This window comes from Aggregatimonas sangjinii, assembly GCF_005943945.1.
GTDB lineage: Bacteria > Bacteroidota > Bacteroidia > Flavobacteriales > Flavobacteriaceae > Pelagihabitans > Pelagihabitans sangjinii.
Map to the genome: position 1 here is coordinate 3,589,214 of NZ_CP040710.1, position 25,316 is coordinate 3,614,529.

General features: G+C 44.3%; 12 protein-coding genes. 6 read left to right on the forward strand and 6 right to left on the reverse strand.

Going from position 1 to position 25,316, the window contains the following annotated elements; translation table 11 throughout:
• Positions 1–252: 252 nt before the first annotated feature.
• The 3 genes from FGM00_RS15060 to FGM00_RS15070 are packed head-to-tail and all read right to left on the reverse strand — an operon-like array spanning position 253 to position 5,115.
• Positions 253–1,737, reverse strand: a complete 1,485-nt coding sequence (locus tag FGM00_RS15060) for a sulfatase family protein (RefSeq protein WP_138853703.1) — start codon at positions 1,735–1,737, stop codon at positions 253–255.
• 57 nt (positions 1,738–1,794) lie between these two features.
• Complete coding sequence (locus tag FGM00_RS15065) at positions 1,795–3,390, reverse strand: sulfatase (protein ID WP_236262807.1); 1,596 nt, start codon at positions 3,388–3,390, stop codon at positions 1,795–1,797.
• Between the two features lie 21 nt (positions 3,391–3,411).
• Complete coding sequence (locus tag FGM00_RS15070) at positions 3,412–5,115, reverse strand: alpha-L-rhamnosidase-related protein (protein ID WP_236262809.1); 1,704 nt, start codon at positions 5,113–5,115, stop codon at positions 3,412–3,414.
• 298 nt (positions 5,116–5,413) lie between these two features.
• Here FGM00_RS15070 and FGM00_RS15075 point away from each other — a divergent pair, with 298 nt between their 5' ends.
• The 6 genes from FGM00_RS15075 (at position 5,414) to FGM00_RS15100 (ending at position 19,335) form a co-directional block, all read left to right on the forward strand.
• Complete coding sequence (locus FGM00_RS15075) at positions 5,414–8,275, forward strand: alpha-L-rhamnosidase (RefSeq protein ID WP_175416240.1); 2,862 nt, start codon at positions 5,414–5,416, stop codon at positions 8,273–8,275.
• Between the two features lie 239 nt (positions 8,276–8,514).
• Positions 8,515–11,523 (forward strand): SusC/RagA family TonB-linked outer membrane protein, encoded by a 3,009-nt coding sequence (locus FGM00_RS15080; RefSeq protein WP_175416241.1) that lies wholly within the window; start codon positions 8,515–8,517, stop codon positions 11,521–11,523.
• A gap of 18 nt (positions 11,524–11,541) precedes the next feature.
• Positions 11,542–13,035 carry a RagB/SusD family nutrient uptake outer membrane protein gene (locus tag FGM00_RS15085; RefSeq protein WP_138853708.1) on the forward strand — a complete coding sequence of 498 codons (1,494 nt, stop codon included), beginning with the start codon at positions 11,542–11,544 and terminating at the stop codon, positions 13,033–13,035.
• An 82-nt stretch (positions 13,036–13,117) separates the two neighbouring features.
• On the forward strand, positions 13,118–15,880 hold the full coding sequence (locus FGM00_RS15090) for an alpha-L-rhamnosidase (RefSeq protein ID WP_175416242.1): 2,763 nt from the start codon (positions 13,118–13,120) through the stop codon (positions 15,878–15,880).
• 361 nt (positions 15,881–16,241) lie between these two features.
• Entirely contained in the window at positions 16,242–17,696 is a 1,455-nt protein-coding gene (locus tag FGM00_RS15095; protein WP_175416243.1) for an MFS transporter, read from the forward strand.
• A 139-nt stretch (positions 17,697–17,835) separates the two neighbouring features.
• A complete protein-coding gene (locus FGM00_RS15100) occupies positions 17,836–19,335 on the forward strand; it encodes a sulfatase family protein (RefSeq protein WP_138853711.1) in 1,500 nt (499 codons plus the stop codon).
• Here the strand turns inward: FGM00_RS15100 and FGM00_RS15105 are convergent, their stop codons facing one another.
• From FGM00_RS15105 to FGM00_RS15115, 3 genes are all read right to left on the reverse strand, one after another.
• A complete protein-coding gene (locus FGM00_RS15105) occupies positions 19,336–20,997 on the reverse strand; it encodes an arylsulfatase (RefSeq protein WP_138853712.1) in 1,662 nt (553 codons plus the stop codon).
• Between the two features lie 62 nt (positions 20,998–21,059).
• Positions 21,060–22,772: a sulfatase gene (locus tag FGM00_RS15110; RefSeq protein ID WP_138853713.1), complete on the reverse strand. Its 1,713-nt coding sequence runs from the start codon at positions 22,770–22,772 to the stop codon at positions 21,060–21,062.
• A 22-nt stretch (positions 22,773–22,794) separates the two neighbouring features.
• Positions 22,795–24,894 carry a DUF5722 domain-containing protein gene (locus FGM00_RS15115; RefSeq protein ID WP_138853714.1) on the reverse strand — a complete coding sequence of 700 codons (2,100 nt, stop codon included), beginning with the start codon at positions 24,892–24,894 and terminating at the stop codon, positions 22,795–22,797.
• Between the last annotated feature and the right edge of the window lie 422 nt (positions 24,895–25,316).

The window sequence follows — 25,316 nt, forward strand, 5'->3', positions numbered from 1 at the left end:
ATTTAAATGGTGGTCTCATAATGTCGCAGCAGTACCGAGAGCATGATTTGTGAGGAACTCGAATCGCGTTGATGGAGCAAAACCTTTTATTCGTTTCGATCCCCCAAACAAGTGTGCGGCTGGTTGCGAATTCCAACTTTTTGGATTCAAGCGATTTCCATTGCGGCTTCAAACTTGAAGCTGCTTGTCACTTACGCAAATTCGCGTCGACAAGGTGATTTCGGAAAGGTAGATCTAATGCACTCAAATCCGTTATTTCTCGGTCTGCCGTGTCTTGATCTCGAGCGGGTCGTCTGCAAGGTCTCCTGTTTCGACGCGCCAATTCTCCAGTGCTTTTTTTAACTCGGACTGTTTTTCGGCATAGGCTTGGTCACCTGCAAGATTTGTCAATTGTCCCGAATCGTTATCCATATCGTACAATTCTTCAAAAGGTCTTCCCGATTCCAATTGCTTTAAAAGTCTGTATTGTAAAGGATGCGAATCTTTCGCCTCTAAAGTCGCCTGATAACTTCTATTGGCCCAAGCTTCCTCGACCCTCAAATCCGCCGGAAGTTCGTAGCTCTTTTCGTGCATAAGATTCTGGATGTAATAGAAACGCCCGTCAAAAACAATCCTACTGGGATAATGCTCCACCCGCGGCGGACCATGGGAATTGTGCTCTCCGAAAATATAATCCCGTTCTGCGACTTTTTCGGCTTTACCGGAAAAAATAGGTCGTAAGGATTTTCCCTGCACTGTTTCAGGGATGGCGATATCCACATAATCCAATATGGTCGGCATGATGTCTATATGTGAAATAAGCGCCTCGGAAACCTTATCCTTTGTCACTCCGGGACCACTGACGATGTAGGGCACATGCAAGCCGGCATAATAAGCAGAAGCTTTAGCCCGATGATAAGGCTCACCTTGGTCCCCCGTAAAAATAATCAAGGTATTTTCCAATAGATCATTCTCCCGTAGTGCGGCTATAATTTGTCCTGCACAGGCATCGGCCAACTGTACCGATCCATAATATTTAGCCAGATCATCCCTCATTTTCGGGGTGTCGGGTAGGTAGGCAGGAACTTCTATACTGTCTTTGTTCGGAAGAAATTCCGGAAAGTCCTTCATGTGTTTGTCCAGGTTACGATGTGGAGGGGCAACATTGGCCTGAAAGAAAAACGGTTTGTTCCCTGCTTCCACGATAAAATCGGAAATTACCTTTTTAAATTCCTTTGGATTATTCTGAATTTCGTTCCGAGCGTCATAGGGAAACTTCCAGGGAGGGCTCATGTGGAATTTTTGAGTAATTGCCGTAAAATAGCCGTTTTCCTTAAGCAGTTCTGGCAACGTACTGATGTATTCATGAATACCCACCTTATCGATGGTCGAAGATTCCCTTGTAAATTCCTTGTCACCGTCTACCAATCTCGGAGTAATCGTATTGCGCCAGTGACCGTTTGCATGGGGGAACATACCGGTCATGATAGAACTTCGGCTCGGCGAGCAGGAAGGTACTGAAGCAAAAGCGTTTGTAAACAACATGCCATCCTTGGCCAAATCTGTCGTGAAAGGCGTATGTATTCCCTTCGTACCCATAGCCTCTAAATGACCGCCCTGGTCATCGGTCAAAATAAGTACCACATTAAGTGGTTTCTCATCCTCAGGTTTTTCTGGCGGCGTGGTTTTGGCGTCTTTGCAGGAAAGCGCGGCAAGAACCAGCGCAAAGGCAATGTATATGGAATATCGATTTTTCATTTTTAGTATATTTTTGGTAAAAAAATCCTTCTGCTACGTGATAAATACATTAAGCTTCTAGTCTTTCGACAGTTTTATTTTTGGATTATGCGATAAACCGCCTGGTCGAACACCATATTCCTCGGGAATATATTGCGAAACATCAAACTTCGGATTGGGAACGGGAACAACGGTTTTGGCGTTAGTGAGGTGATTCGTGATATGCAAGTCCAATTCCTTCACCTTATCAGGATATATCGTTGCTAGGTTGTTCGCTTCCCCGATATCCCATTTCAGATTGTACAATCTGTAATCATGTGCTCCATCTTCGCCCCTGTTAAAAAGGCGAATCAATTTCCAATCGCCATCGTGAACCGATACAGATGCTGGCAGCCATTGCGGTACGGGCGGTTGGTGCGGAAAATAGTTGATAATCGGTGCTCTTTCAAGTGCTTTACCTTGTAATGCTTCAGTGATATCGACCCCATCGATGACATGGTTCTCCGGCGTTTCAAGATTCAGCTGTTTCATTAAGGTCGGATAAAAATCCGTGGATTGTATCAATGCATCCGACCTTGCTCCTGGTTCGGTAAGTCCGGGCCAAACCACGATACAGGGAACGCGGACCCCACCTTCGAACATGGTTGCCTTTCCCCCTCGCAAGGGTGTATTGCTGGTGGGCGAAGTGAGGAATTCTTCTCCGTTGGGCAGCGTTTCTACAATACCGTCGTACATATTACCGCCGTTGTCACTAAAGAAAATAATTATCGTATTGTCCGTCATGCCCAGCCGGTCTATTTCATCCAGTAACGAACCTACCGCATCATCCATCGAATGTACCATAGCCGCATAGGTTGGGGAATGTTGTAAATCCTTTAAATTGGTCTTGGTGCGGTAGTACTTGATCAAACTTTCCTTCGCATCAAAAGGGGCATGTACCGAAAATTGCCAGTAATTCATAAAAAAAGGCTTGTTTTTATCCTGTTCGCGCAACCAAGAAACAGCTTCCTCCGCCATACGATCTTCTATATGTTCTTTGGCGTAATTAGCCTTAAAATCAGGATATTTCCAAGGTGCGACAAAACTACCCGCAGGTCCTGGTCCTTGCCAATGTGGGAGATCCACATCAAAACCGTGTTCCAATGGAGTGTAAGGCGGAAGACCCAAGTGCCATTTCCCAAAATGGGCGGTTGCATACCCTTTTTCCTTGATTAATTTTCCCAATGTAGGTAAGCTGGTGTTCAACCTAGTGGCAGAATTAGGAATGATCACTTTGTTGTTAGGGGCTGCTTTATCGTTGATAGAAGCAATTAACCGAACCTCCGGCAAATGCGCTTGCGGTGCGGTAACACCATTTCTGGCAGGCGTTTGCCCAGTTAGAATGCTGGCCCGCGTCGGAGAGCACAACGGACTGGCCGCGTAGGCACGTGTAAAGGTCATACCGCGGGCCGCTAGTCTTTCGATATTCGGAGTTTCGTAAAAATCTGTGGTTCCGTAGAGACTCGTGTCGCTCCACCCCAAATCATCGGCAAGGATAAAGATAACGTTCATCTGCTTTTCTTCTTGGGATTGTAGGGTATGTGGACAAATGGCCAGTAAAAACGTGCATACCCCAAAGAAAATCAAATTATGAAGCCAAGGCTGTTTTTGCTGTATTCGATATACTAATGACATAGTTTTATTTCTCATGTGATATTATCTTAATATTTCAAGCCCATCGGGGGCATCTATTGTGGTTTCTATGTTACCATCGACCTGTACATGACGTACTTTAAGTACCCCGAATTTGGTCGGGAAACTGCCTTTTGCAAATTCGAGATTACCGAGGTGTGGGGTAATTTTAACGGTATCGCCACCATTCAAAACATTGATGCCAAGCACGTGTTGACTCAACCAAGGGGTCGGTCCACTTGCCCAGCCATGGGCAAAGCTATGCCGGTACCCTACATAGCAATACTCCCCAAAATCGCCGTGAATGTCGTTTTTACCGGCAGGTACCAATTCATCTATTCGGGTGCTATTGCGAACATCCAGCACATCAAAATCTTCCCAGAAAGATGTTGCGCCCAGGTCGAGCATGCCACCCCAGTAATCACTTATAACTTTCAAAGCACCTTCATAATCCCCGGCTTTCGCCATGGCTTCCAGGATATAATAGCCATAAAAGGTCGACATGCGCTGAACGCCGTCTACTTTCAATACGTTTTCGTTTGTCTTTTGTGCATCGGCGAGACCGGTCATTACCATAAGGGCAGCCGCCTGTTTAGTTGTATTTCCTTTAGGCTTATGCTTGCGGAGTCGTTTGGCCACCGCATCGTATTTTTGACCTAGTTCCGGTTTATTCAGAACGTTCATCAATTCGCTTCCCGCTTCGAAAGTCATGATCATCATGGCTTGAAGCCCTGCATGAACCGCTTTTGGTTTTTCGCTTGTTGGCCAATCCAAAAAACGGACTCCGTTTAAAACCTCCTTATTATCCTCATCGATAAAGGTCTCCAACAAATCTAAAAGCGCGATCATATAGCTTTCTTGCTCCGTTAGATAATTTAGGTCACCATGGTATTGGTACCATTCTTTATGAATCAACAACCACCACATCGAATAGGAGCTGATTCCGTTCATCCATTCCGGTAACGGATGCTGATCTCGGGCTAAATCCAAACTTTTCGGGACTACTTCATTTTTGCCGAATACCGTATTTACCGTCATCACCTCGGGGTGTAGGTCGCCAACCCAGACCAATCGGTCACGTTTGATCCCGTCCCAAAGGTAATTTTGCATATTTAGGTGCACCGTATAGGCTCCCGTCATCCAAATATCATTTAGACGTTTATCACTGCTTTCAAAACTTCCGAGATACGGAATATCACGGTATATAAAAGAAGCATCGATTGATTTTATAGGGGCATCTTCATCAGCTTCCACTACATCGATACGTAAAAAACGGAAACCCGTCTCCCCTACTTCGATGGAGCCGAGCCAAGGCACTTCTACTATAAAATCCCGCAAAGCATGCTCGTTGGTAGCGTTGCGTTCGCCACCAATATCGGACATGGCCTCTCCGACCGATTCCCCAAAACGCAGACGTAGCTTAAGCGGTGTCTTGCTAGGTCGAATACCCATCGAAATTTTTACCCCACCATGTATTTCCTTACCATAATCCAATAAAATTCCCGGTTTATGCTCTTCGGTACTTATTAAATTAAAAAGGTCTTTATCATTGACCGCCACCTGACCCGAGCCCTTTTGCAACAAGGTTTCGGCATTTTTGATGAAGGTATCGCTTTCATCGGATCGCCAAATGATTCGTTGCGGGGTAAGGTAGGTCTTCACCATATCGGAATGGCTTGCCTTATCTTCGTAATCAGCTCCGAAAACGGGAGGAAGTTGTGCTATCATACAGTGAACAAATAGTAACAGGACTGTTGTACAGATTAATTTTTTCATTTTCAAATCTCCTTTACAAGGTAGTAATGCTTACCTAATCTTAACAATTTGCATAAAAGTATATCTTGGGTGGTGTATATCCGTCCTGTACCATACTGCTAGAAACATCCGTCCCCAAAAATCATGTAGGCATTTTCAAGTGTACAATATCCTTTTAAAAGGGACAGGTAAGCACAGGATGCCTTATTACGATTTTCCATATAGTATTGTTTCTCTCCACTATATCTTGAACATTAAACAATTAAAGCTCATGAACAAACCTGTACTATTTCTACTCATTGGATTATTATTCGTTTCATGCGATCAAAAAGATTTAAACGAAAATATCGTAGTCGAGAGCGTAACCGTTAACTATTTACAAAACCCTTTGGGTTTGGATGACCGGCAACCAAGCATCACCTGGACGATGTCTTCCAAAGGCAAGAACAAAAGGCAATCGGCGTACCAAATACGAGTCGCTGATACCGAAATCAAACTTAAGGAAAATAAGAACATTACCTGGGATAGCGGGAAATTGAGCTCCTCGCAAAATACGCAGGTACGCTACGACGGGCCTGCCTTAAAGTCTGGACAACAGTGCTATTTTCAAATCAAGGTCTGGGACGAAAACGATACCGCTTCAGACTGGAGCGAAACCCATTTCTGGACCATTGGACTGCTCGCTAAGGAAGACTGGAAAGCAGACTGGATTTCATTCAAGACAACCGATTCGGGAGTATCGGATTCCCTTTTCCTACCCGCTGCGTCGTACCTGCGAAAACCATTTTCCGTTTCCGAAAAAATAAAGCGCGCTACCTTATATGTTACTTCCCTTGGTGTGTTCGAAATGTCATTGAACGGGCAGAAGATAGGTGAAGACCTCCTCACGCCCGGTTGGACGGACTATACTAAACGCATATACTACAAAACATACGACCTCAGCGAGGGGCTTCAGGATGGCACCAATGTTCTAGGAAGTATTTTGGGCGATGGTTGGTATTCCGGTTATGTTGGCCCGAAGGAACTGTCGAATCCCCGAAATAGGGAATTGTACGGGCTGCAGCCAGCACTGTTCTGCCAATTGGAAATCGAGTACGAGAGCGGTAAAAAGGAATCGATCGTTTCCGATGAGAGTTGGAAAGGCTCCGAAGGGCCGATTTTTTATGCAGATCTACTTATGGGAACGGGCTACAATGCCAATTTGGAATTAACGGATTGGGACAAACCAACCTACAGCGACACGGATTGGAGCAATGTACAACTGCACAAAGGGTCACAGGGAATCCTGCAAGCCTATCCCGGAAACAGTATTCAAGTGTACGATGAGCTAGAACCCGTAGCCATTACCCAGCCTAAAGAAGGTACCTTTATTTTTGATCTTGGGCAAAATTTTGCCGGTCATGCAAGACTAAAGGTTTCGGGAAATAAAAACGACACCATCGTTATGCGGTTCGGTGAGCGTTTGCACCCAGACGGCACCTTGATGACCGAAAACCTGAGATTCGCTAGGGCGACCGATACCTACATCCTTAAGGGTGGGGAAATGGAGGAATGGGAACCCAAATTTACCTATCACGGATTTCAATACGTGGAAGTTACCGGTTTGAAAACCGCACCTGATACCAGTACCATCACGGGAATTGCATTCGGATCCTCGATACCGATGAATAGCTCCTTTACCTCTTCAGATCCCATGTTGAACCGTTTGTACGAGAACGTATGTTGGACACAGCGGTCCAATTTTATGGAAGTACCTACCGACAGCCCGCAACGCGATGAACGTCTGGGTTGGCTGGGGGACGTACAGATTTTTTCAAAGTCTGCCCTTTACAATGCCAATCTAGGCGCGTTTAACGGCAAGTGGTTTGCCGATGTGCGCGATGCACAGTACGATTTCGGGGCTTATTCGACCTTTGCTCCTCGGCCTTATCCTGAACTCGTTTGGTATTCTCCGGGGTGGATGGAAGCCGGTGTAATGGTACCTTACAATACCTATAAATTTTACAAGGATACCAAGATGATCGAAAAGCATTACGAGTCTATGACCCGTTTTATGGAGTATCATATCGAAAAGAGCAGTGAAACCGATTACTTCTATCCTGAAAATTCTTGGACCGAGGTCGGTCCCAAAGGTGGTTTTGGCGATTGGCTCTCCATGACCGAAAAACATCTTGCGCATGATATCATGGCATCAATGTATTACCAGTACACCCTTAAAATCATGGCGGAAATGAGCGAGGCAATCGGTAAAAACACAGCTGCAAAAAGGTATCGGGACATCTATAACATCTCGGTCAAAAACTTTATCGCACACTATATAAACGAAGAAAGGAAATTTGTTATCGATGAGACGGCCTATGGCGATGGCAAAGGCTATTTTGAGGGCGAAAAGGGGTTTACGGGTCATACGCAATCGGCTTATGCCACGGCGATTTACTTTGATCTATTTCCAGAAAATCTAAAGCAACAAGCCGGAGGACATTTGGTACAGCTCATTGAGGCCAATGACTATCTGCCTTCCTCTGGCATCTTGGGCATCCGACAATTGTTACCTGCTTTGGCAGCTATAGGCCGGTCTGATTTGGCCAATCGAATACTGCTGAACAAAGATTACCCGAGTTGGGGGTTTCAAATCGAAAACGGGGCGACCACCATTTGGGAACGATGGAACAGCTACACCCCGGAAAAAGGCTTCAATGGGGCCATGAACGCCAAAATGAACTCCTTCAACCACTATGCCTTCGGTGCTTTTTCACAGTACTTGTTCAGTGAAATAGCCGGGATAGCAACAGAGGATGCGGGTTTCAACACGATAAAAATCCAACCGCATCTTGGCAATCACAAATTAACGCATGTTGCAGCGACCTATGAATCAATAAACGGCCCTATAAAGTCATCTTGGTCTATAAAAAACGATAGGTTTTATTTAGAGGTGCACATTCCTGTAAACACGATCGCAAAAATCCATATTCCGAATAAAAATAATGGTCAAATTAAAGAAAATGGGAAACTGGTAGACCAAAAATCATTGAAATCTTCAACAATCAAAAAAAACTACAGTGTACTTATTAGAGGTTCAGGAGATTACAATTTTGAATCGAATATCGAAACCTTAAAAGACCCAATGAAATAAAGGTTTCCGGGGTGGATTACTTGAAAACACATGGTCGATTTAGGAATATGTAAAAAAGAGCGTAATTAATTGTCAAAATGGAATTTCATCAGCATAGTACAGGATGCATCAACAAAAAAGTACGTTTATCATTGCTGAAACTAACAGGGGCCATTTCATTGTAGCCTTCTAACAACAAACAAATTATGGGACACACTATTCACAAGAAAATTCGGAAGAAAATACTATTATTTTTTTCCATGATCCTTACCCTTGGAGCTTTCGCACAAGGGGAAACCGTGACGGGAACGATTACGGCATCCGACGGCTCGGTATTGCCGGGTGCCAACGTAATCGAAAAAGGAACGACCAACGGAGTTGTTGCTGATTTTGACGGCAACTATTCCATTACCCTTCAAGGCAGTTCCGGTACGCTAGTTTTCTCTTATATCGGATTTAGTGCACTTGAACGACGCGTCGACGGCCAAACCAACATCGATGTAACGTTAAAAGAAGACGCACAAAATCTTGACGAGGTCGTTGTCGTCGGGTATGGTTCCCAAAAGAAAACCGATATTACCGGGTCGGTCAGTTCGGTAGACAGTGAAGATCTGGAAAAAGCGATTTTCAACAATGTAGATCAACTCTTGCAAGGGCGGAGCGCAGGTGTTCAAGTAACTTCCTCCTCCGGTGAGCCGGGAGCGCCCGCATCCATTCGAATTCGAGGGAACAATTCCATATCAGGCAGCAATGCACCCTTATTCGTAGTTGACGGAATTCCGATTACCGGCACACCAGATTTTAATCCTCAGGAAATAGAGAGTCTAGAAGTACTTAAAGATGCCTCTGCAACTGCAATCTACGGCTCTAGGGGTGCAAATGGTGTAATTTTGGTAACTACCAAACGAGGCAAATCCGGTAAGACGGAAATCTCATTCACCCAAAACAATACCTTTTCCAATGTTATACAGACGTATGATGTGTTGAACGGACAGGATTATGCAGAATTTAGAAATGAGGCTAATGCCGATCTCGGTCGTCCGGAGCCTTTTGAGAATCCTTCTCAATTTGCGGGACAGGGATTTAATTGGCAGGACGAAATTCTGCGAACTGGAATACGAAGCGATTACGGACTAAGTATTTCCGGAGGGGCAGAGAATATCAAGTATTTTGTTTCCGCCAACCTATTGGACGATAAGGGCATCGTGTTAGGCTCTAAATTCAAAAGGGGAAGTTTGCGGGCCAATATGGATATCAGTGCCTTGAATGATGATTTAACCATTAAAGTAAGCATCAATGGAACGCAAAGTCAAAATTTTAGGGCGATAACAGCGACAAGGGGTTTTCCCGCCTCGGCAGGCCCAATTTTCAATGCTTTGACTTCCGAGCCAATAGTACCTGATTTAAGATTTTCTGGATTTACAGGCGAAGGCAATCAATTCTACAATCCGTATTTGGAGGTAACCGAAAAGGATGACCGCCAATTTTCAACCAATTTATTGGCCAGTACGGAAGCTACCTTGAAATTGAACGATAATCTCTCGTATACCTTTAACGGTGGTATCAATTATACCTTTAACAATAGGGATATTTATACGCCCTCCAATGTTGGAGCAGGTATAAATGTGAATGGCTTGGCCAATACTTCAAATGGTCGGGGATTCGATTATATCGTAAGTAACTATCTTACATACAAAAAGATTTTTAACGACATCCACGATTTTACGGGTACGGCAGGTTTTGAGTACAGCGAGTTCAATGATTACGGTTCCAGCGGCTCCGTGAATGATTTTGCAATCGAAATTCTAGGTTTTGACAATATCGGAATTGGTACGGGAGATGCAAACGTAGGTTCCAATAGAACGCAGAGCATATTACAATCTGGATTCTTTAGATTAAATTATTCTTATAAGAACAAGTATTTATTAACTGCCACGATGAGAGCCGATGGCTCCTCGCGTTTTGCCGCTAATGAAAAGTGGGGGTATTTCCCCTCGGCTGCCATCGGCTGGAGAATTTCCGAGGAGAATTTCCTGAAGGATAACAATACCTTATCCAATTTTAAATTACGCGCATCCTTGGGTGAAACAGGTAGTCAGTCGATTGCCCCATATCAGTCCTTGGCACGATACGGAACAGCTGTTTACGGAATTGGGAATACGGCAAGTTTAAGTTTTATTCCTCAAAGTGTGGCCAATCCGAACTTGAAATGGGAGACCACCAGACAGTTGGACATCGGAGCGGATATCGGTTTCTTTAATAATCGACTGGAGTTTATTTTCGATTATTTCAAAAAAGAGACCATCGACTTGCTGCAGTCTATCCAGATACCAAGTCAATCCGGCTTCGGCGGAGCACTCGTCAATTTTGGAAGTATCGAGAACAAAGGCATAGAATTGGCAATAAATGCATACCCCATTCAATCGGCTAATTTTAGCTGGAGCACGGGTATCAACTATACCTCTTACAAAACAAAGGTTATCGAATTGGGTGGCGATGAAGAAATATTCGGCCCAGGTCTTGGTCAGAATGTCTTCGGAAATGGTCATATTTATAGGCCAGGCGACGAATATGGTTTATTCTATGGACTTAGGGCCATTGGTCTGATTCAAGAAAGCGATTTTGATGCAGAGGGAAATGCCACTTTTCCGGTCAGAAACAACGATACCCGTTTAGGACATTGGAAATTCGAGGATATCAGTGGCCCTGAGGGCGTTCCCGACGGCATTATCAACAATGAGGATAGAACCGTAATCGGAAATCCAAATCCTGATTTTCTTTTCGGGTGGAATAATGATTTCACGTATAAGAATCTTTCCTTGAATGTATTTATTCAGGGATCTATCGGCAACGATGTTTATAATACTATCGGAACGGTCATCAGTTCGGGTTTCAATAACAATGAGGCTTATAAAAATCAGTCCGTCGATTGGTACGAGAACAGGTGGACACCTGAGAACCCTACCAATGATATTCGTTACCCCTCAATAAACAGCAATTCGCCCCCGGTTGCAAATTACATGGTCGAAGATGCTAGCTATATTCGTTTGAAGAATATATCGCTTAGATATAATGTGCCCACTGAGGACCTGTTCTTTTCGAACATCCAGTTCTTTTTAACTGGCACAAACTTATTGACCATTACGGATTATACGGGCTTTGACCCTGAAGTAAGTTCGCTAGGCGCCAATACTTTATCTCCAGGAGTCGATTTGGGGACATATCCGCGCCAAAAAGCTTATACATTAGGTATCAATCTTAAATTTTAAGGAACAAAAAAAATAATCATGAAAAATTGTATAAAATTAATCGTACTCTTAGTAGTTTTTTGGGGCTGTGAGCCCTTGGATGAGGTACCTTTTTCATCACTTGCGGTAGATAACCTATATCAGGACGAAGCCGATGTAGACGCCGCCCTATTCGGGGTGTATGCAGCCTTGAACAATGGCAATAATGATTTATGGTACTTTCTATATACTTCCGGACCGGGCGAAAGTGTGGTCGTGCGCTTAAAAGGAGATGGAAATCAAGGCCGCGCCTCTTCACTCTCTTTTCAAGCTGGTGACGCCTTAGGTGTCTGGTGGCCCAATTTCTATCGCGGTATCAATCGGGCAAATGCGGTAATCGCTAATGTATCCCTCGCTGGCTTGGATGCGGAACTTGAAGAACAGAAAATAGCGGAAGCGCGATTTGCACGGGCCTTTTTCTATTTCAATTTGGTGAAATGGTTCGGTGGCGTACCCTTACAGTTAGAAGAGACAACCGACTTTTCCGATGAATCCATTAAAAAACCGAGAAGTAGTATCGAAGAAGTGTATACCGTAATTGTAGAGGATCTTCAATATGCGGAAACGAGATTACCGGATAGCTGGAACGCCCAAAACCTGGGTCGGGCCACTTCTGGCGCTGCAAAAGGTTTCTTAGGCAAAGTATATTTGAATATGGCCGGGAAACCATTGGAAATGACGGGAATGTACGAGCAGGCAGCAGACAAGCTACAGGAGGTCGTCGATTCTGGGGCATATGCCCTGCAGGACGATTTTGAGCAGATTTTTTCGATTGACAATGAGTTCAATTCGGAGATTATTTTTGCAAGACCCAATATCAGGGAAACAGGCAGCGGAACGGTATTGACCTTTTTTGCCGGGGTTCCCAATTCGCCTTTTGCCAATAGAAACGGCCAATACCAGTTCGGGTTTACCCAAAATTTTTACGATTCCTTTGACGAGGATGATTTGCGGAGGGATGCAACTCTTTTATTCACTTATACTGATGCCATGGGTAGATCGGTAACTTTTAACGATCCCGACAACCCGCCGCTACCGTTCGGGGGGTATAATGACCCCAAAGGTATCGGCTTTGGAAAATTAAAGGATGGTCAAAATGATGTCTCACCTTTTGCTCATGAAAACGACCTTATTTTTATGCGGTATGCCGATGTACTCTTAATGCTCGCGGAATCGCTAAACGAATCTGGAGATTCCGCAGAAGCACTTCCGTATCTGAATCAGGTTAGGGATAGAGCAGGACTAGAGGATGTAGATACAACAGACCAAGGAGAATTGCGAGATTTCATAAAACAAGAACGCAAATGGGAGCTAGCCGGCGAATATACCGAATATCCTGATTTACAGCGATGGGGAGACATCGAATCATCGTTGGAAAACAATGAGGATGCCGCCGTATTCGGGACTGTATATTCCCCGACGATTGAACTTTTGCCCATCCCACAAAGCCAAATTGACGCAAACGAAAATCTAGTACAAAACCCCGGCTATTAAGAGCACACTTATTTATCAATTCGTAAAGAGAGACTACCTTTGTTGTGTAGTCTCTTTTTATGAATATTGTAACATGATACCGATGAAGACCCATTTAGGAATTCTAATGCTAACACTACTATCCTTGAAGAACGTATATCCCAAAAACCAACAAGAGGCACCTTTGACAATAAACCTACCACGTGTAGAGTACTTTCAAAATCCGGAGGGCATCGATGTAGTCCGGCCTAGATTTAGTTGGGAACTGATAGGAGAAGGTAGAAATAGGTCGCAGAAGGCCTATCAAATAATAGTCGCCTCTACAGCACAAAAGCTTGAAAATACCACAGGTGATATTTGGGATAGCGGCAGAGTGTCTACCCAAGAAACGAACCAGATCGAGTATGCCGGTATGCCCCTTAAATCCAACACGAAATATTACTGGAAAGTACGCGTATGGGACGAAAAAGATCAAGAATCCGAATGGAGCGAATCGAGTTATTGGTCGATGGGCCTATTAAAATTTTCCAATTGGCAAGGCCTATTTATTGGTCATGATGTCGGCTACAGTACAGCGGATAAATACGATAGCCTTTACCTGCCCCCCGCTAGGTATGTACGCAAGTCGTTTACCTTATCGAAAAAAGTTAAAAAAGCCACCGCCTATGCCACGGCTTTGGGATTATACGAATTGAGACTTAATGGAAACAAGGTCAGGGAAGATTATTTTTTACCGGGTTGGACCGATTACGATAAGCGGCTGTATTATCAGACGTATGACATTACTAGCAGCCTACAACTTGGTGAAAACGTAGTCGGTGCGATTATCGCTGATGGTTGGTACGCCGGTTATATCGGGTATGCGCTATTTATTTATTTTGATAAAGTAAGGGAGTTTTACGGTACCAATCCTGCTTTCATGGGCCAGATTCATTTGGAATATGAAGATGGAAGCACCGAAATCATAGCCTCCGACGTAACCTGGACGGTAAATGAAGGTCCGACCAGAGAGGCGGATATCATCATGGGGGAGACTTATGATGCCCGCTTGGAACATTCAGGTTGGGATACACCGAACTATGACGATAGCGATTGGAATCCACCAAAACTTTACACCTACCCTAACGGAAAGTTGCAAGCGCATCCGGGTACCTTGGTTCAGGAAAGGGAAGAACTGAAGCCAGTGGAAGTTACAGAGCCCGAACCGGGCACCTATGTTTTCAATCTAGGGAAGAACATAGCCGGTATCGCAGAATTAAAAGTGGAGGGACCAGCAGGTACCAAGGTACGGTTACGCTTCGGGGAGATTCTTAGAAGCGACGGCAATATCCAAACGGACAATCTTCGAAAAGCTAGGGCAACCGATACCTATATTCTAAAGGGAGAGGGAATCGAGGTTTGGAAACCCAAATTCACCTATCACGGTTTTCAGTATGTAGAGGTCACCGGTTACCCCGGTGTACCCACTGCCGATGCTATTACGGGAATTGTTTTAAGCTCAATCGATACTGACGCCAGTACTTTTGATTCGGCAAACAAAATGAACAATACCCTTTTCGAAAACATCAAGACCACGCAGAGCGCCAATTTCTTCGAGGTGCCTACGGATTGCCCACAACGCGACGAACGTTTGGGCTGGACGGGCGATGCGCATACGTATGTACGTTCGGCCACCTACAATTCAGATGTTGCCGCATTTATCACCAAGTTTTTGGTCGATTTAGACGACGCCCAGCGTTGGTATGGTGCCTACCCGAATTTCGCGCCTTTTCCATTTTCACGGGTCAACCAATACTCACCCGCTTGGATGGATGCCGGGGTCATTATTCCCTATAATATGTACAAGGTTTACAATGACAAACGTATCCTCGAATATATGTATGATGGAATGGAGAAATTTATGCAATTCCAAGAAGATGCGAGCACCGATTATTTAAGGCCCGGTGGAGGTAACAATTGGGGCGACTGGCTTTCGGTCAACGAAGAGACAAGTCATGATTTTATCGCTTCTTCCTTCTACGGTTATGATGCCAATTTGATGGCAGAAATGGCCGAAGTCTTGGGGAAAAGCGATGATGCCGTTAAATACCGTCAGTTGTTCCAGGATATTCGCAAGGCTTTTGCCAAAAGATATATCACAGAATCCGGCCAAACCACCGAAGATACCCAGACTACCTATGCGCTGGCCCTGTATTTTGATCTATTCCCGGATAATCTGGCCCATAAAGGTGCTGCCCGTCTGGCAGAAAAAATCAAGAATAATGGCTTCAAGTTCGCAACTGGATTTTTAGGAACAAAGCATGTGATGTTGGCACTTTCAAAGTACGGGCATAACGACGTCGCCTATAAAATATACCAACAGACCGAGTATCCCAGTTGGGGCTATTCGGTAGAAAACGGGGCCACCTCGATTTGGGAACGCTGGAATAGCTATACCAAGAGCGATGCGAAGAATTCCGATCTAAACGCCAAAATGAATTCGTTTAGCCACTATTCGTTTGGGTCCGTAGCGCAGTGGATGTTTCAGTTTGCCCTTGGCATCGATTCGGAAGATTCGGGCTATCGAAATATTCTCATCAAGCCGGCGGTGAGCAAAGAAATGGAATTTATGGAGGGAAGTTATAAAAGCATCAACGGCACCATAGCCTCCGCTTGGAAATGGAAGGGGAACCGCTTGGAGATGGACGTAGAAATTCCCGCCAATACCAAAGCTAAAATTTATATCCCAACATCCGATCCGAGTCGCATAAAAGAAGGGAATACGTCTCTTATGAAAACATCGGAAGTAGAAGTATTGGCATCCAACGAAACCGAAACCATAGTACTTGTCGGCTCCGGAAAATATTCATTTACCATTAAAATGTAATGGCCGTCGTGGCAATCCCCGCTAAGCAGTGGTATAACGTATGGACCAATATTCTCAACGGAAGTACCGCGCTAAGGTGTTCGAAAAAGACAGGAGTTCGATATCGCCCTCCCGACGAATTAGAAAAGTGGGGCTTATCCCCAAATAACACAGGGTACCACAGGATGCGATTTCTTAGGGATACGCTTAAATTCAACCGATTGGCGAAGCACCCATCCTGAATATTATAAAGAGCGTCTACGCTCGGATGCTTTTTCTCTTGATTTACAAAAATTCTTCGTCAACCTCTACAAATAGATGTGCCGAAAGACTTTTTCAACAAAGAGGGGACGAAAATAAACCGCCTTTAAATACCACTAGAATGAGTACCGACCTGAAGAAAGAAACCCCGACCCGTATGAAAGACATCATGGCGTATTCCGCCGGTGATGGTGTAACCTCCGTTTTGCTCAATTCAATCTTGAATTTTGCCATGCTGTTCTATACCCAGGTTATCGGGCTGGACGCTACCTTGGCCGGTCTTGCCATTAGCATCTCTATTTTTTGGGATGCAATTACCGACCCCATTATGGGCCATATTTCGGATAATACCAGAAGTAGATGGGGAAAAAGACATCCGTACATGCTCTTGGGCGGGATACTTTCCCTATTCTTCTTTACCCTACTCTGGCTGGTACCGGATGGTATGGAGAGCGAATATGCCATTTTCGCTTGGTTAATGGGTTTTAATCTTTTAATGCGTACAGGAATGACCATTTTTTTGGTTCCCTACAATGCCCTTGGTTTTGAAATCTGTACCGATTACGACGGACGTTCCAAAATACAAGGGGTCCGGTTTGCATTTGGCATGGCAATCAATATCCTGACCGCCTTCAGCTGGGTGCTTTTTTTTCCCGATAATGCCGATGGCGAAATCAAAGCGACCGCCGAAGCCGGTAATTATACCTCTTTGATCATTGCTTGTGTCGTCGTAGGTCTTCTCTTGTTGGCTATTGTCATGTTCGCTACCAGAAAGTATGCCATAGATTCACGCAATGAATCTAGGGATAATGGGGGCATTGCCAATATGTTCAAAGAAATCGCCCATACCTTAAAAGACCCTTTATTGCGTATGGTCTATATCATGACAATTGTCGGGATTACCTCGGCCGCATTTGTCGGGAGCGTTCAAATTTATGTGTATGAATTTTTTATGGAGTTTACCAGTGTGGAGAAGACCATAGTACATTCCTCTACAATGGTCGCCTTTGCCGTTGGTTCTCTAGTTGGTAGTGCGCTTGCCAAACGTATCGAAAAGAAAGGTGCAATTTTAGCGGGAATTTCCCTTGGGCTGATCGGTAATATCTTACTATGCATACTATTCGTAGGGGGCATCGTTTCAAAAGATTTTGCGCCTTTTGAATTGTTTGGTATGGAATCTTCGGGAGGAATGCTCACCTTTATGGGCTTTCATGATCTTTTTTGGTTGGGCGTAGGTACTATGATTCCGACTTCCTTTGCCATGGTCGCCGACGTTTCGGAAATCGGTAAAATACGAACGGGTAAATTGCGGGACGGCTCCTATTCGGCAATGTTGAGTTTCGTATTTAAGGCATCGCAATCCCTAGGGGTATTTTTCTCCGGTTTTGTATTGACCCAAATGGGCTTTGAGGCAGCGCAAGAAAGTTACTCCATGGAAACCATGGAAAAAGTTACCATGGTCGGTTTTCTCTCCGCCGCTATCTTTGCTGCAATAGCGATTATTCCGGTTCTAAAATATCCTATTACAAGAAAATATCTCGAACGTATTCGAGCTGGAGAAATTACGGATATATAATATTCGCGTTTTGTGCAAAGCAGTGCGATATAGGTTATTTTCATCATAAATACGTATTCTTAGCTCTTAAGATATTCATTTTGAATTAGGCAAATTTGCGGAGCGAGCGTATAGTCCGTTGCATATTTTGAAACATCCCATGAAAAAGACTTCCGTATTTCTTTTGTGTATCTCTTGCTTTCTATTCTCTTGTAAAGATGGCGGAGAACAAGCATCTGAAAACACGCGATCTTCGCGTCCCAATCTTCTTATCGCACTCTCCGATCAGCATTCTTTTGATATGATAGGGGCCTATGGTAACGAGCAAATTATCACCCCGAATCTGGATCAGTTCGCAAAAGAAGGCATGCTCCTCGCAAATGCATTCTCAAGCCAACCCGTTTGCACGCCCTTCCGAGGTATGATAATGAGTGGTATGCATCCTTTAAAAAATGGTGCTTTTACGAATGATACCCCACTCCTACCCCACAAGACGAAGTTATTGGGTCAGATTTTAAAGGAAGAAGGTTACCAGACCGCCTATATTGGGAAATGGCATTTACTGGGAGGCGATCGGGATAGACCCATTCCAAAAGGTAAAATGCGCTACGGTTTTGATACGTTGTTGACCAACAATTGCCAAACGGATTTTAGAGCTGGTGAAGCTTATTTTTGGAACGACAAAGGTGAAAAGGAATATTTTGACGAATGGGAAGTATATGGGCAAACGAAACAGGCGCTCTCCTATTTGGACGATATTGATCCCGAAAGACCCTTTGCGCTAATAGTTTCTTGGCACCCACCGCACGATTGGGGCAAATTTAAGGGGCAGGATGGGAAAATGCACTACCGATATGATACTTTGGAGGAGCTGATGGCACTATACGATAGGGATTCTATAAAAATGCGGCCGGGATTGAAATCTACTCCCGACCGAAAACGAATGTATCATGGCCATATGGCCATGATAAGTGGTGTGGATAAGGCGTTTGGAATGTTGATGGATAAACTTAAAGAGCTGAAATTAGAAGAAAATACGGTAACACTTTTTTCGGCAGATCATGGGGATATGTTGGAATCCCACAATGCAGTGCTACCCAAACAGTATCCCCATGATTACTCCAACCATATACCGTTTTTGATAAAATTTCCTAAAAAAATCCCCAAAGGAGCCAGTTCCGAGGTATTGCTCGGTACCATGGATATCATGCCAACGGTATTGGGTTTGATGGATATCGAAAGTAATCAAAAGTATGATGGCAAAAACCTTTCTAAGCAATTGCAAGATATATCCGCCGATAGCCCAACTTACGTTCCCTTATGGAATATGAACAGAGGTGAGCGACAGAAAAACAATTGGCGCGGGGTGGTGACCAAGGAGTTTACTTTTGCGATAGGTCAGGATTCTTTGGAAATTTTAAATGTGCTATACGACCGCCAGAACGATCCAAATCAACTAAACAATCTTTTTAGAAACCCGAAATACAGTGCGAAAAGAGAGAAGTTAGAAAAGATGACTTGGGAATGGATGGGACGCTTGCAGGACAAGTTTTATGGGCCATCGGATTTTCTGGAAGCAAGGCCGGAGGAAGGATGGGGGTACCAAATGAATAAGAGTCCCTTGGAACTATTACAGGAATTGAAAGAAGTATCGAACTAATCACTCAATGGTCACTTTGCCCAATTCAAAACTCAGGCTGTCAGGCATAGCCGATGGCACATACACTTTACCCGAACCCCGGTCGCCTTGGGGAGAATAGTGTGGGCTCTTCATTGTACTTTCAGGTTTATAATCGTTAGTACCGCTTTCGGCAACCCACCAAGCCAACCACTTGTTTTCCAATTCATTTACGATACTTGGGTGCTCCCGGGAAACATCAGAGGTCTCTAAGGGATCTTTGTCATTGTCATAAAGTTCCCAACCGCTCCCATCAACTTCCACTAGACTCCAAGTGTCAGTGCGAATGGCACGATTGTCCATAAATTGAAAGAAAAGTGGCGATTTGCGTTCCCAGGGTTCTCCATTTAAGATGGGTAACACCGATTTCCCCGCAAAAGCGCTACTATTTGCTAAAGTGTTGGAATCGGTGATTCCTGCAGCCTCTAGAACCGTAGGCATAATATCAACTACGTGCAGGGGTTCCGACTTGATAACATTCGGTCGGTCGATACGCGCCGGCCACCAAGCTAAGGCACCTGTTTTTACCCCTCCTCCATGTTGACTGATTTTATAAAGCCTTTTTGGAGTGACACTGGCATATGCCCATCCGGTACCTGGCTGGTAATTAGAACCCGCATCACCGGGCAAAAGCCCTTTTGAGAGCATTACGGAGTCCATGACCGAAAAAGAATCAGTACCATTATCGCTCAAAAACAAAATCAACGTATTTTGATCTTGCCCATTGGCTTTTAAAGCCGCCATTAATTGGCCGATACCTCTATCCATTCGTTCGACCATCGCAGCATAGACGGCCATTCGTAAATCCTCTAAATCTTTTTGCGCTGGGGAGAGTGTTTCCCAATCAGGTAAATTTTCAGGGTATTCGGGCAAAGGCGTATCGGCATTCAACAAACCGAGGGTCAACTGCTTTTGGACCCTGGCATCACGTACCGCCTGCCATCCTTTGGAATAGCTTCCACGGTAGGCCATGATATCCTCCTTGTACGCCTGCAATGGATTGTGCGGAGCCTGATAACTCAGATAGAGGAAAAAAGGATCATCTTCTTCATCTGACTTTGGACTAATGAAATCAACCGCTTTTGCACTAAAGGCATCGGTACTGTAAAAATTTTCACCAAAATCATCATATACCTCTTTATTCATGCGATAATCGGTACTTCCATTAAAATAGGACGAATAGCCGCCTAAAAATCCAAAAAACGAATCAAAACCTTTGTCGTTTGGTTCGCCGTCCAGATGCCATTTGCCGACCAATCCGGTGCGATAGCCCTCACTTTGTAGCACCTGTGCAAGATTGGTGCCTTTCTCAATCCCAAAACCGACTTTTGGCCACCATTGCCCCGAGAGCATAGAGCTACGGGAAATGACACACATCCCGGCATTGTGCATGTTGGAAAGACGTATTCCCTCCTTTGCCATTTGATTTAAGTTAGGTGTAAAGATTTCCCCACCATAAGCACCTATGTCACTATATCCTAGATCATCTGCAACAATCAAGATGATATTAGGTCGCGCAGGCACTTGGGATTTCTTTTCTTCACAGGACAAAAAAAGTACGGCCAATACGCTAGCGAGACCTAAGGGAAAAGCTCTTAATACGAGTGAGGCTAAAAGTTTGAATATGAAATTAATATTTATCATAAGTGCTTTAGAAATTCTTAAAATGCATGATATACGTTAAAATCGCTGAAATGGATTAAGGGCTAACCTCCATTTTCCTGATTTTGGCGATAGGTTTCGAATAGATTAACAAAAGGAGTACCGCGTGCCTCTTTTTCCGGGTTATAGCTTGGATTCAATGCGGGCCAATATCGCTGCGCTACATTGGCTGACAACCACTCCATTAATTTTTCAAACAGCTTGTTTCGTAGTTCCGGCCGTGTTTCCGCCAAATCATTTTTTTCAAATGGGTCGGTTTCGATATCGTAGAGATGCAATCGCCCGTACCAATCAAAAATCAATTTATGATTACCATCACGAATGGCGGAATGCGGGGTTAGCGCGAACGGTTCAAAAGGACTATTATAGATCACGTTAAAAGGGTAGTGCCAATAACGGACCTTTTTGGTATAGCTGTTTTTGCTATTCGTTACATCGGAAAGCACGGTGAACATACTTTGGCCATCGAGCGAATTTTTCTTGGATATCGCTTCAGAATCATAACCAGCCGCTTCCAACAGGGTCGGGAAAATATCGGTACAATCTACGGGCGTGTCTACCCATTGTCCTTCCTTAATTTTATTTTTCCACCGAAATAGTAGGGGCACACGAATGCCTCCTTCGGTCAAACAAGCTTTCCCTCCTAAGAATGGACTGTTATCCGTTCCCGTATCATTTGGGGTAATACTGGAATCGATACCGCCATTATCCGACATAAAGACCACCAAGGTATTTTCATCTAGGCCCGTCTCTTCGAGCTTGTCCAGAATCGCCCCCACTGAACGGTCCATACTCTTTACCATGGCTGCATAGACGGGGTCTTTGTGCCCATTCCATCCTTTCGTAGGTTTTTCTTCAAAATAAGTGACTTCATCGGATTTACCTTCATACGGCGCATGCACGGCAAAATGTGAAAAATAGAGGAAGAAGGGTCGTGTCTTGGATTTCGAACTTTCTTCAATAAAATTCAATGCTTGGAGCGTCAGATCATCGGTCAAATAGTTGGCTCCGGTTTCTTGACCCGAATTTCCCATATGCATCTTTTCCTGTGGAATCTTCGGGTATCCCGCGGTAGAGGTATTGTCCCAGCTCTTTCTCCAATCAAAATAATCGGAACCACCAGCATCATACCAGGCCAAGGGTTCGAAACCTTGGTCGGCAGGTTGGTAACCGTTGGCCCCGAAACCGCCAATATGCCATTTCCCGATAAAAGCGGAATGATAATCGGTCAGAGCCTCGGCAAGCGAGAGTTCATCCCTGCCAGCATCGTATGTCGTTCCTGCGGACACAGCGGAATTGGAAGTGCCGTTGATAAGGGCTTGTTCGATTTTGATATCATCTTTATGTTCTAACACATCATGCATAAGATAGCCTTGGGGCGCCGGTAAATTTTGATTGTAATACGTAGGTCTAGGCGGCATGGCCGTAGTGAATCCCATTCGACTTGCGAACTTTCCGGTTAAAATACTGGCGCGTGTCGGCGAACATAATTGATTGGCGTAGGCTTGCGAAAAAGCTACCCCCTCGTGAATCAAGCGGTCAATATTAGGCGTTTCATAAAACATATCGGAAGTAGGGCTATCCGTAAATTTATGGGCATAAGCCTGACTGTCCATAATACCGTAATCATCGGCAAGGATAAAAATAATATTCGGTCGTGTGGTCGTTCGTTCTGCTACTTTTTCCTCTTTTGTCGTAGACTTACAACCAAGTACAAAGAGCAGCACAACATATAAGCATGTCTTGAAATAAGTCATTTTCGTACCAGTATTACTTGAATCAATCGATTTTTACCTCACGCCGAATCTCGTCCCAGCTCTCGATTCCGATTATTTTTTTGTACGGGTCGTACACTTCGTCTTCCTGGTCCGTTCCAAAAGCTTGGTACACCCGATACACTGGCTTGATACCTCCCGGATCTTCCTCATCATCCGGAAAACGGCGCAACCCGATGCGCAATCCGCCCTCTTGTCGATTATCCTGCCAGTTATGGTACTGAAAACCATCAATACCCTCCAGATATTTGATTTTTTTCATGGCATAAGCCATTCCGGCGGCCTGTTCCAGCAAATCTTGTTCGCTGTATGTTGGCGAATTCGTTCCGTTCTCGGAGAGATACACCAAGCGCTTTGTCTTCCCTTTAAAGAGAACTTCGGGCTGACGCACCCACGCGTCCAAAACCTCGGTATTCTTGAAGGTGATCAATTGGGTATCAAAATCGAAACTCACTCTTTCGTCCAACCATGTTTTTGGCTCCCGAAGCGATTCAGGATAAGGGTGTTGTGCAATGGCCCATTCAAAATCACCCTCCGCTTTGGAAAATTGCAGCAGTTGCTCCAACAGTTCTTTAGAGTGATAGAAATGTGGATTATTAGTCCAATTCCAAAAATGGGTCAGCGTGATAAAAACCTTCGAATTGGAATTGTATTTTCGAGCGATATTGTGTGACATTCGCATCGATTTGTGGTAGAGATCCATAAAAACCAGCGCAGTTTTATCCCCGGCATTGGTCCAAACCCATCCCGCATCCACCTCATTGTGAATGATCCAATGGTGAATGCGCCCGTACTTCTTATCCGGCCTTGTGTAGCGGTTCGCCAAAAAATCAAGTACCGCCGCATAATATTGTACGCCCTCGGGAGTAGTTAAATTGGGCATACTATAAATTCCAGCAGGGTCACAATCGGGATGTTGAAAAATGCGCCCGATTTCAGCGTCTTCGGTTTTCGAGGCTTTGTCTACTAACAAAATAGCCGATACCTCGATGTTCCTTTCCGCGGTAGAACGAAACGTCTTATCATGTTGTGCAAGGGTTTCTTTATCTACGTAATAGGTAGCCCCCATATATTCGAAAGCCATATTATTTGGCGAAGGTCCCGACCGTAGCAGCCGGGTAACCAAAATATTGACCGTAGCACTGGTGATACCCAAATCATCGAGATCGGTATAGGGTGCTTCACGATCAATACTGTAGCCGCCCAATCCCTTCTTGGTGGCTGGTTTTACAAAGGGATAGTTATGTTTAGGAACGATGGAATCGGCATACCGCGCGTGTGAGACGGCTTTGTAGTGTTCACCCTCCTTTTCTACTACCATCCATTTTGAAAGAACACGATCCTGAGTAAATCCATGTCGATCCACAGTACGGTCTATGGCGATATTGAATTTACTTTCGGTAGAATTCAAGGGTATCACAGATTCAAAGGTTTTCAGCTCTGTACTATGTTCATAGGGACTGACTTCGGCGATAAAAAGATTTTTACTATCCGATACGGTTCCTTCTAACCGTACTTTGTCATCGGATACCAAGACGTGTGATATTTGATTATGAAAGTCATTATTCAAATAGGAAGTCAAATTATTCTCGAGAATCGCTTCCTGCTTCTTCTGATCCTCTTTTTTTGCTTCTATTTCCGCTTCACGTTCGGTTTGTGGGCGGAGCTTCAAATTTCGTATCTGAATTTTCAATGCTGGGGCCGCGCCAAAATCCAACCGAAGGTATTCGCCCTTCTTGCCCCAATCCTTCAATTCTTCACTAATGTCTATCTTAAATTCGACCCAGCCTTCCGTAGACCCGATATCCCGGACGATTTTGGGTTCAAACACTTCTTTTAACGGATAAAAATAAACTTCGATAAAATCGACCCCGGTCGGGCAAAAATATTCAAATGCCAAATAGTCGTTCTCTTTATCCAAATCTGCACCTAAAGGATTGGAAAACAGATAAGGATCCTTACCTGTGGTTTCAATATCATAAACTCCCTTCTCCGTGATTTCCATCTGAAGGTCATTCGCTTCTCTCGCATGCAGCGAGAGTTCCGTTTCCTGCCCGAAAACACCTAGCGGTAATCCCAAAAAGAGTAAAATATACTTTTTCATAAACCTATATCATTTTCTGTTGCCTCTAAAAGTAAGGCCTGCTTTCGTGCGAACCATCCTGTGGTATACTGTTTACCAAGCGCAAACCGAGACAGGCTACTTTAAAAAGACAGATGCTCTAGGCGCCAAGAAATAACCCTTATTCCTTGTGATTTTGAGCTAAAAGAAATGGGCGACCCAATAAGGTATCATAATACTTCTGGCAAAAGCATCGATTTCCGTTAGCGATGTCCTTGAACCGTGAACCTTTGGTTGACGCGAACACGGTTTGCCAAAAAAAGTTGCCTTTTTATAATTGTCAGCCCTACAGGCGAAAAATTTTGAAAGCTGAAGAGCTAACGCAGCATCCCAACCATAGTTTATACAGTCTATTACGGTAGTGGCCATAAAACTAATCTGAAACCACCTTCAAACAACCTATT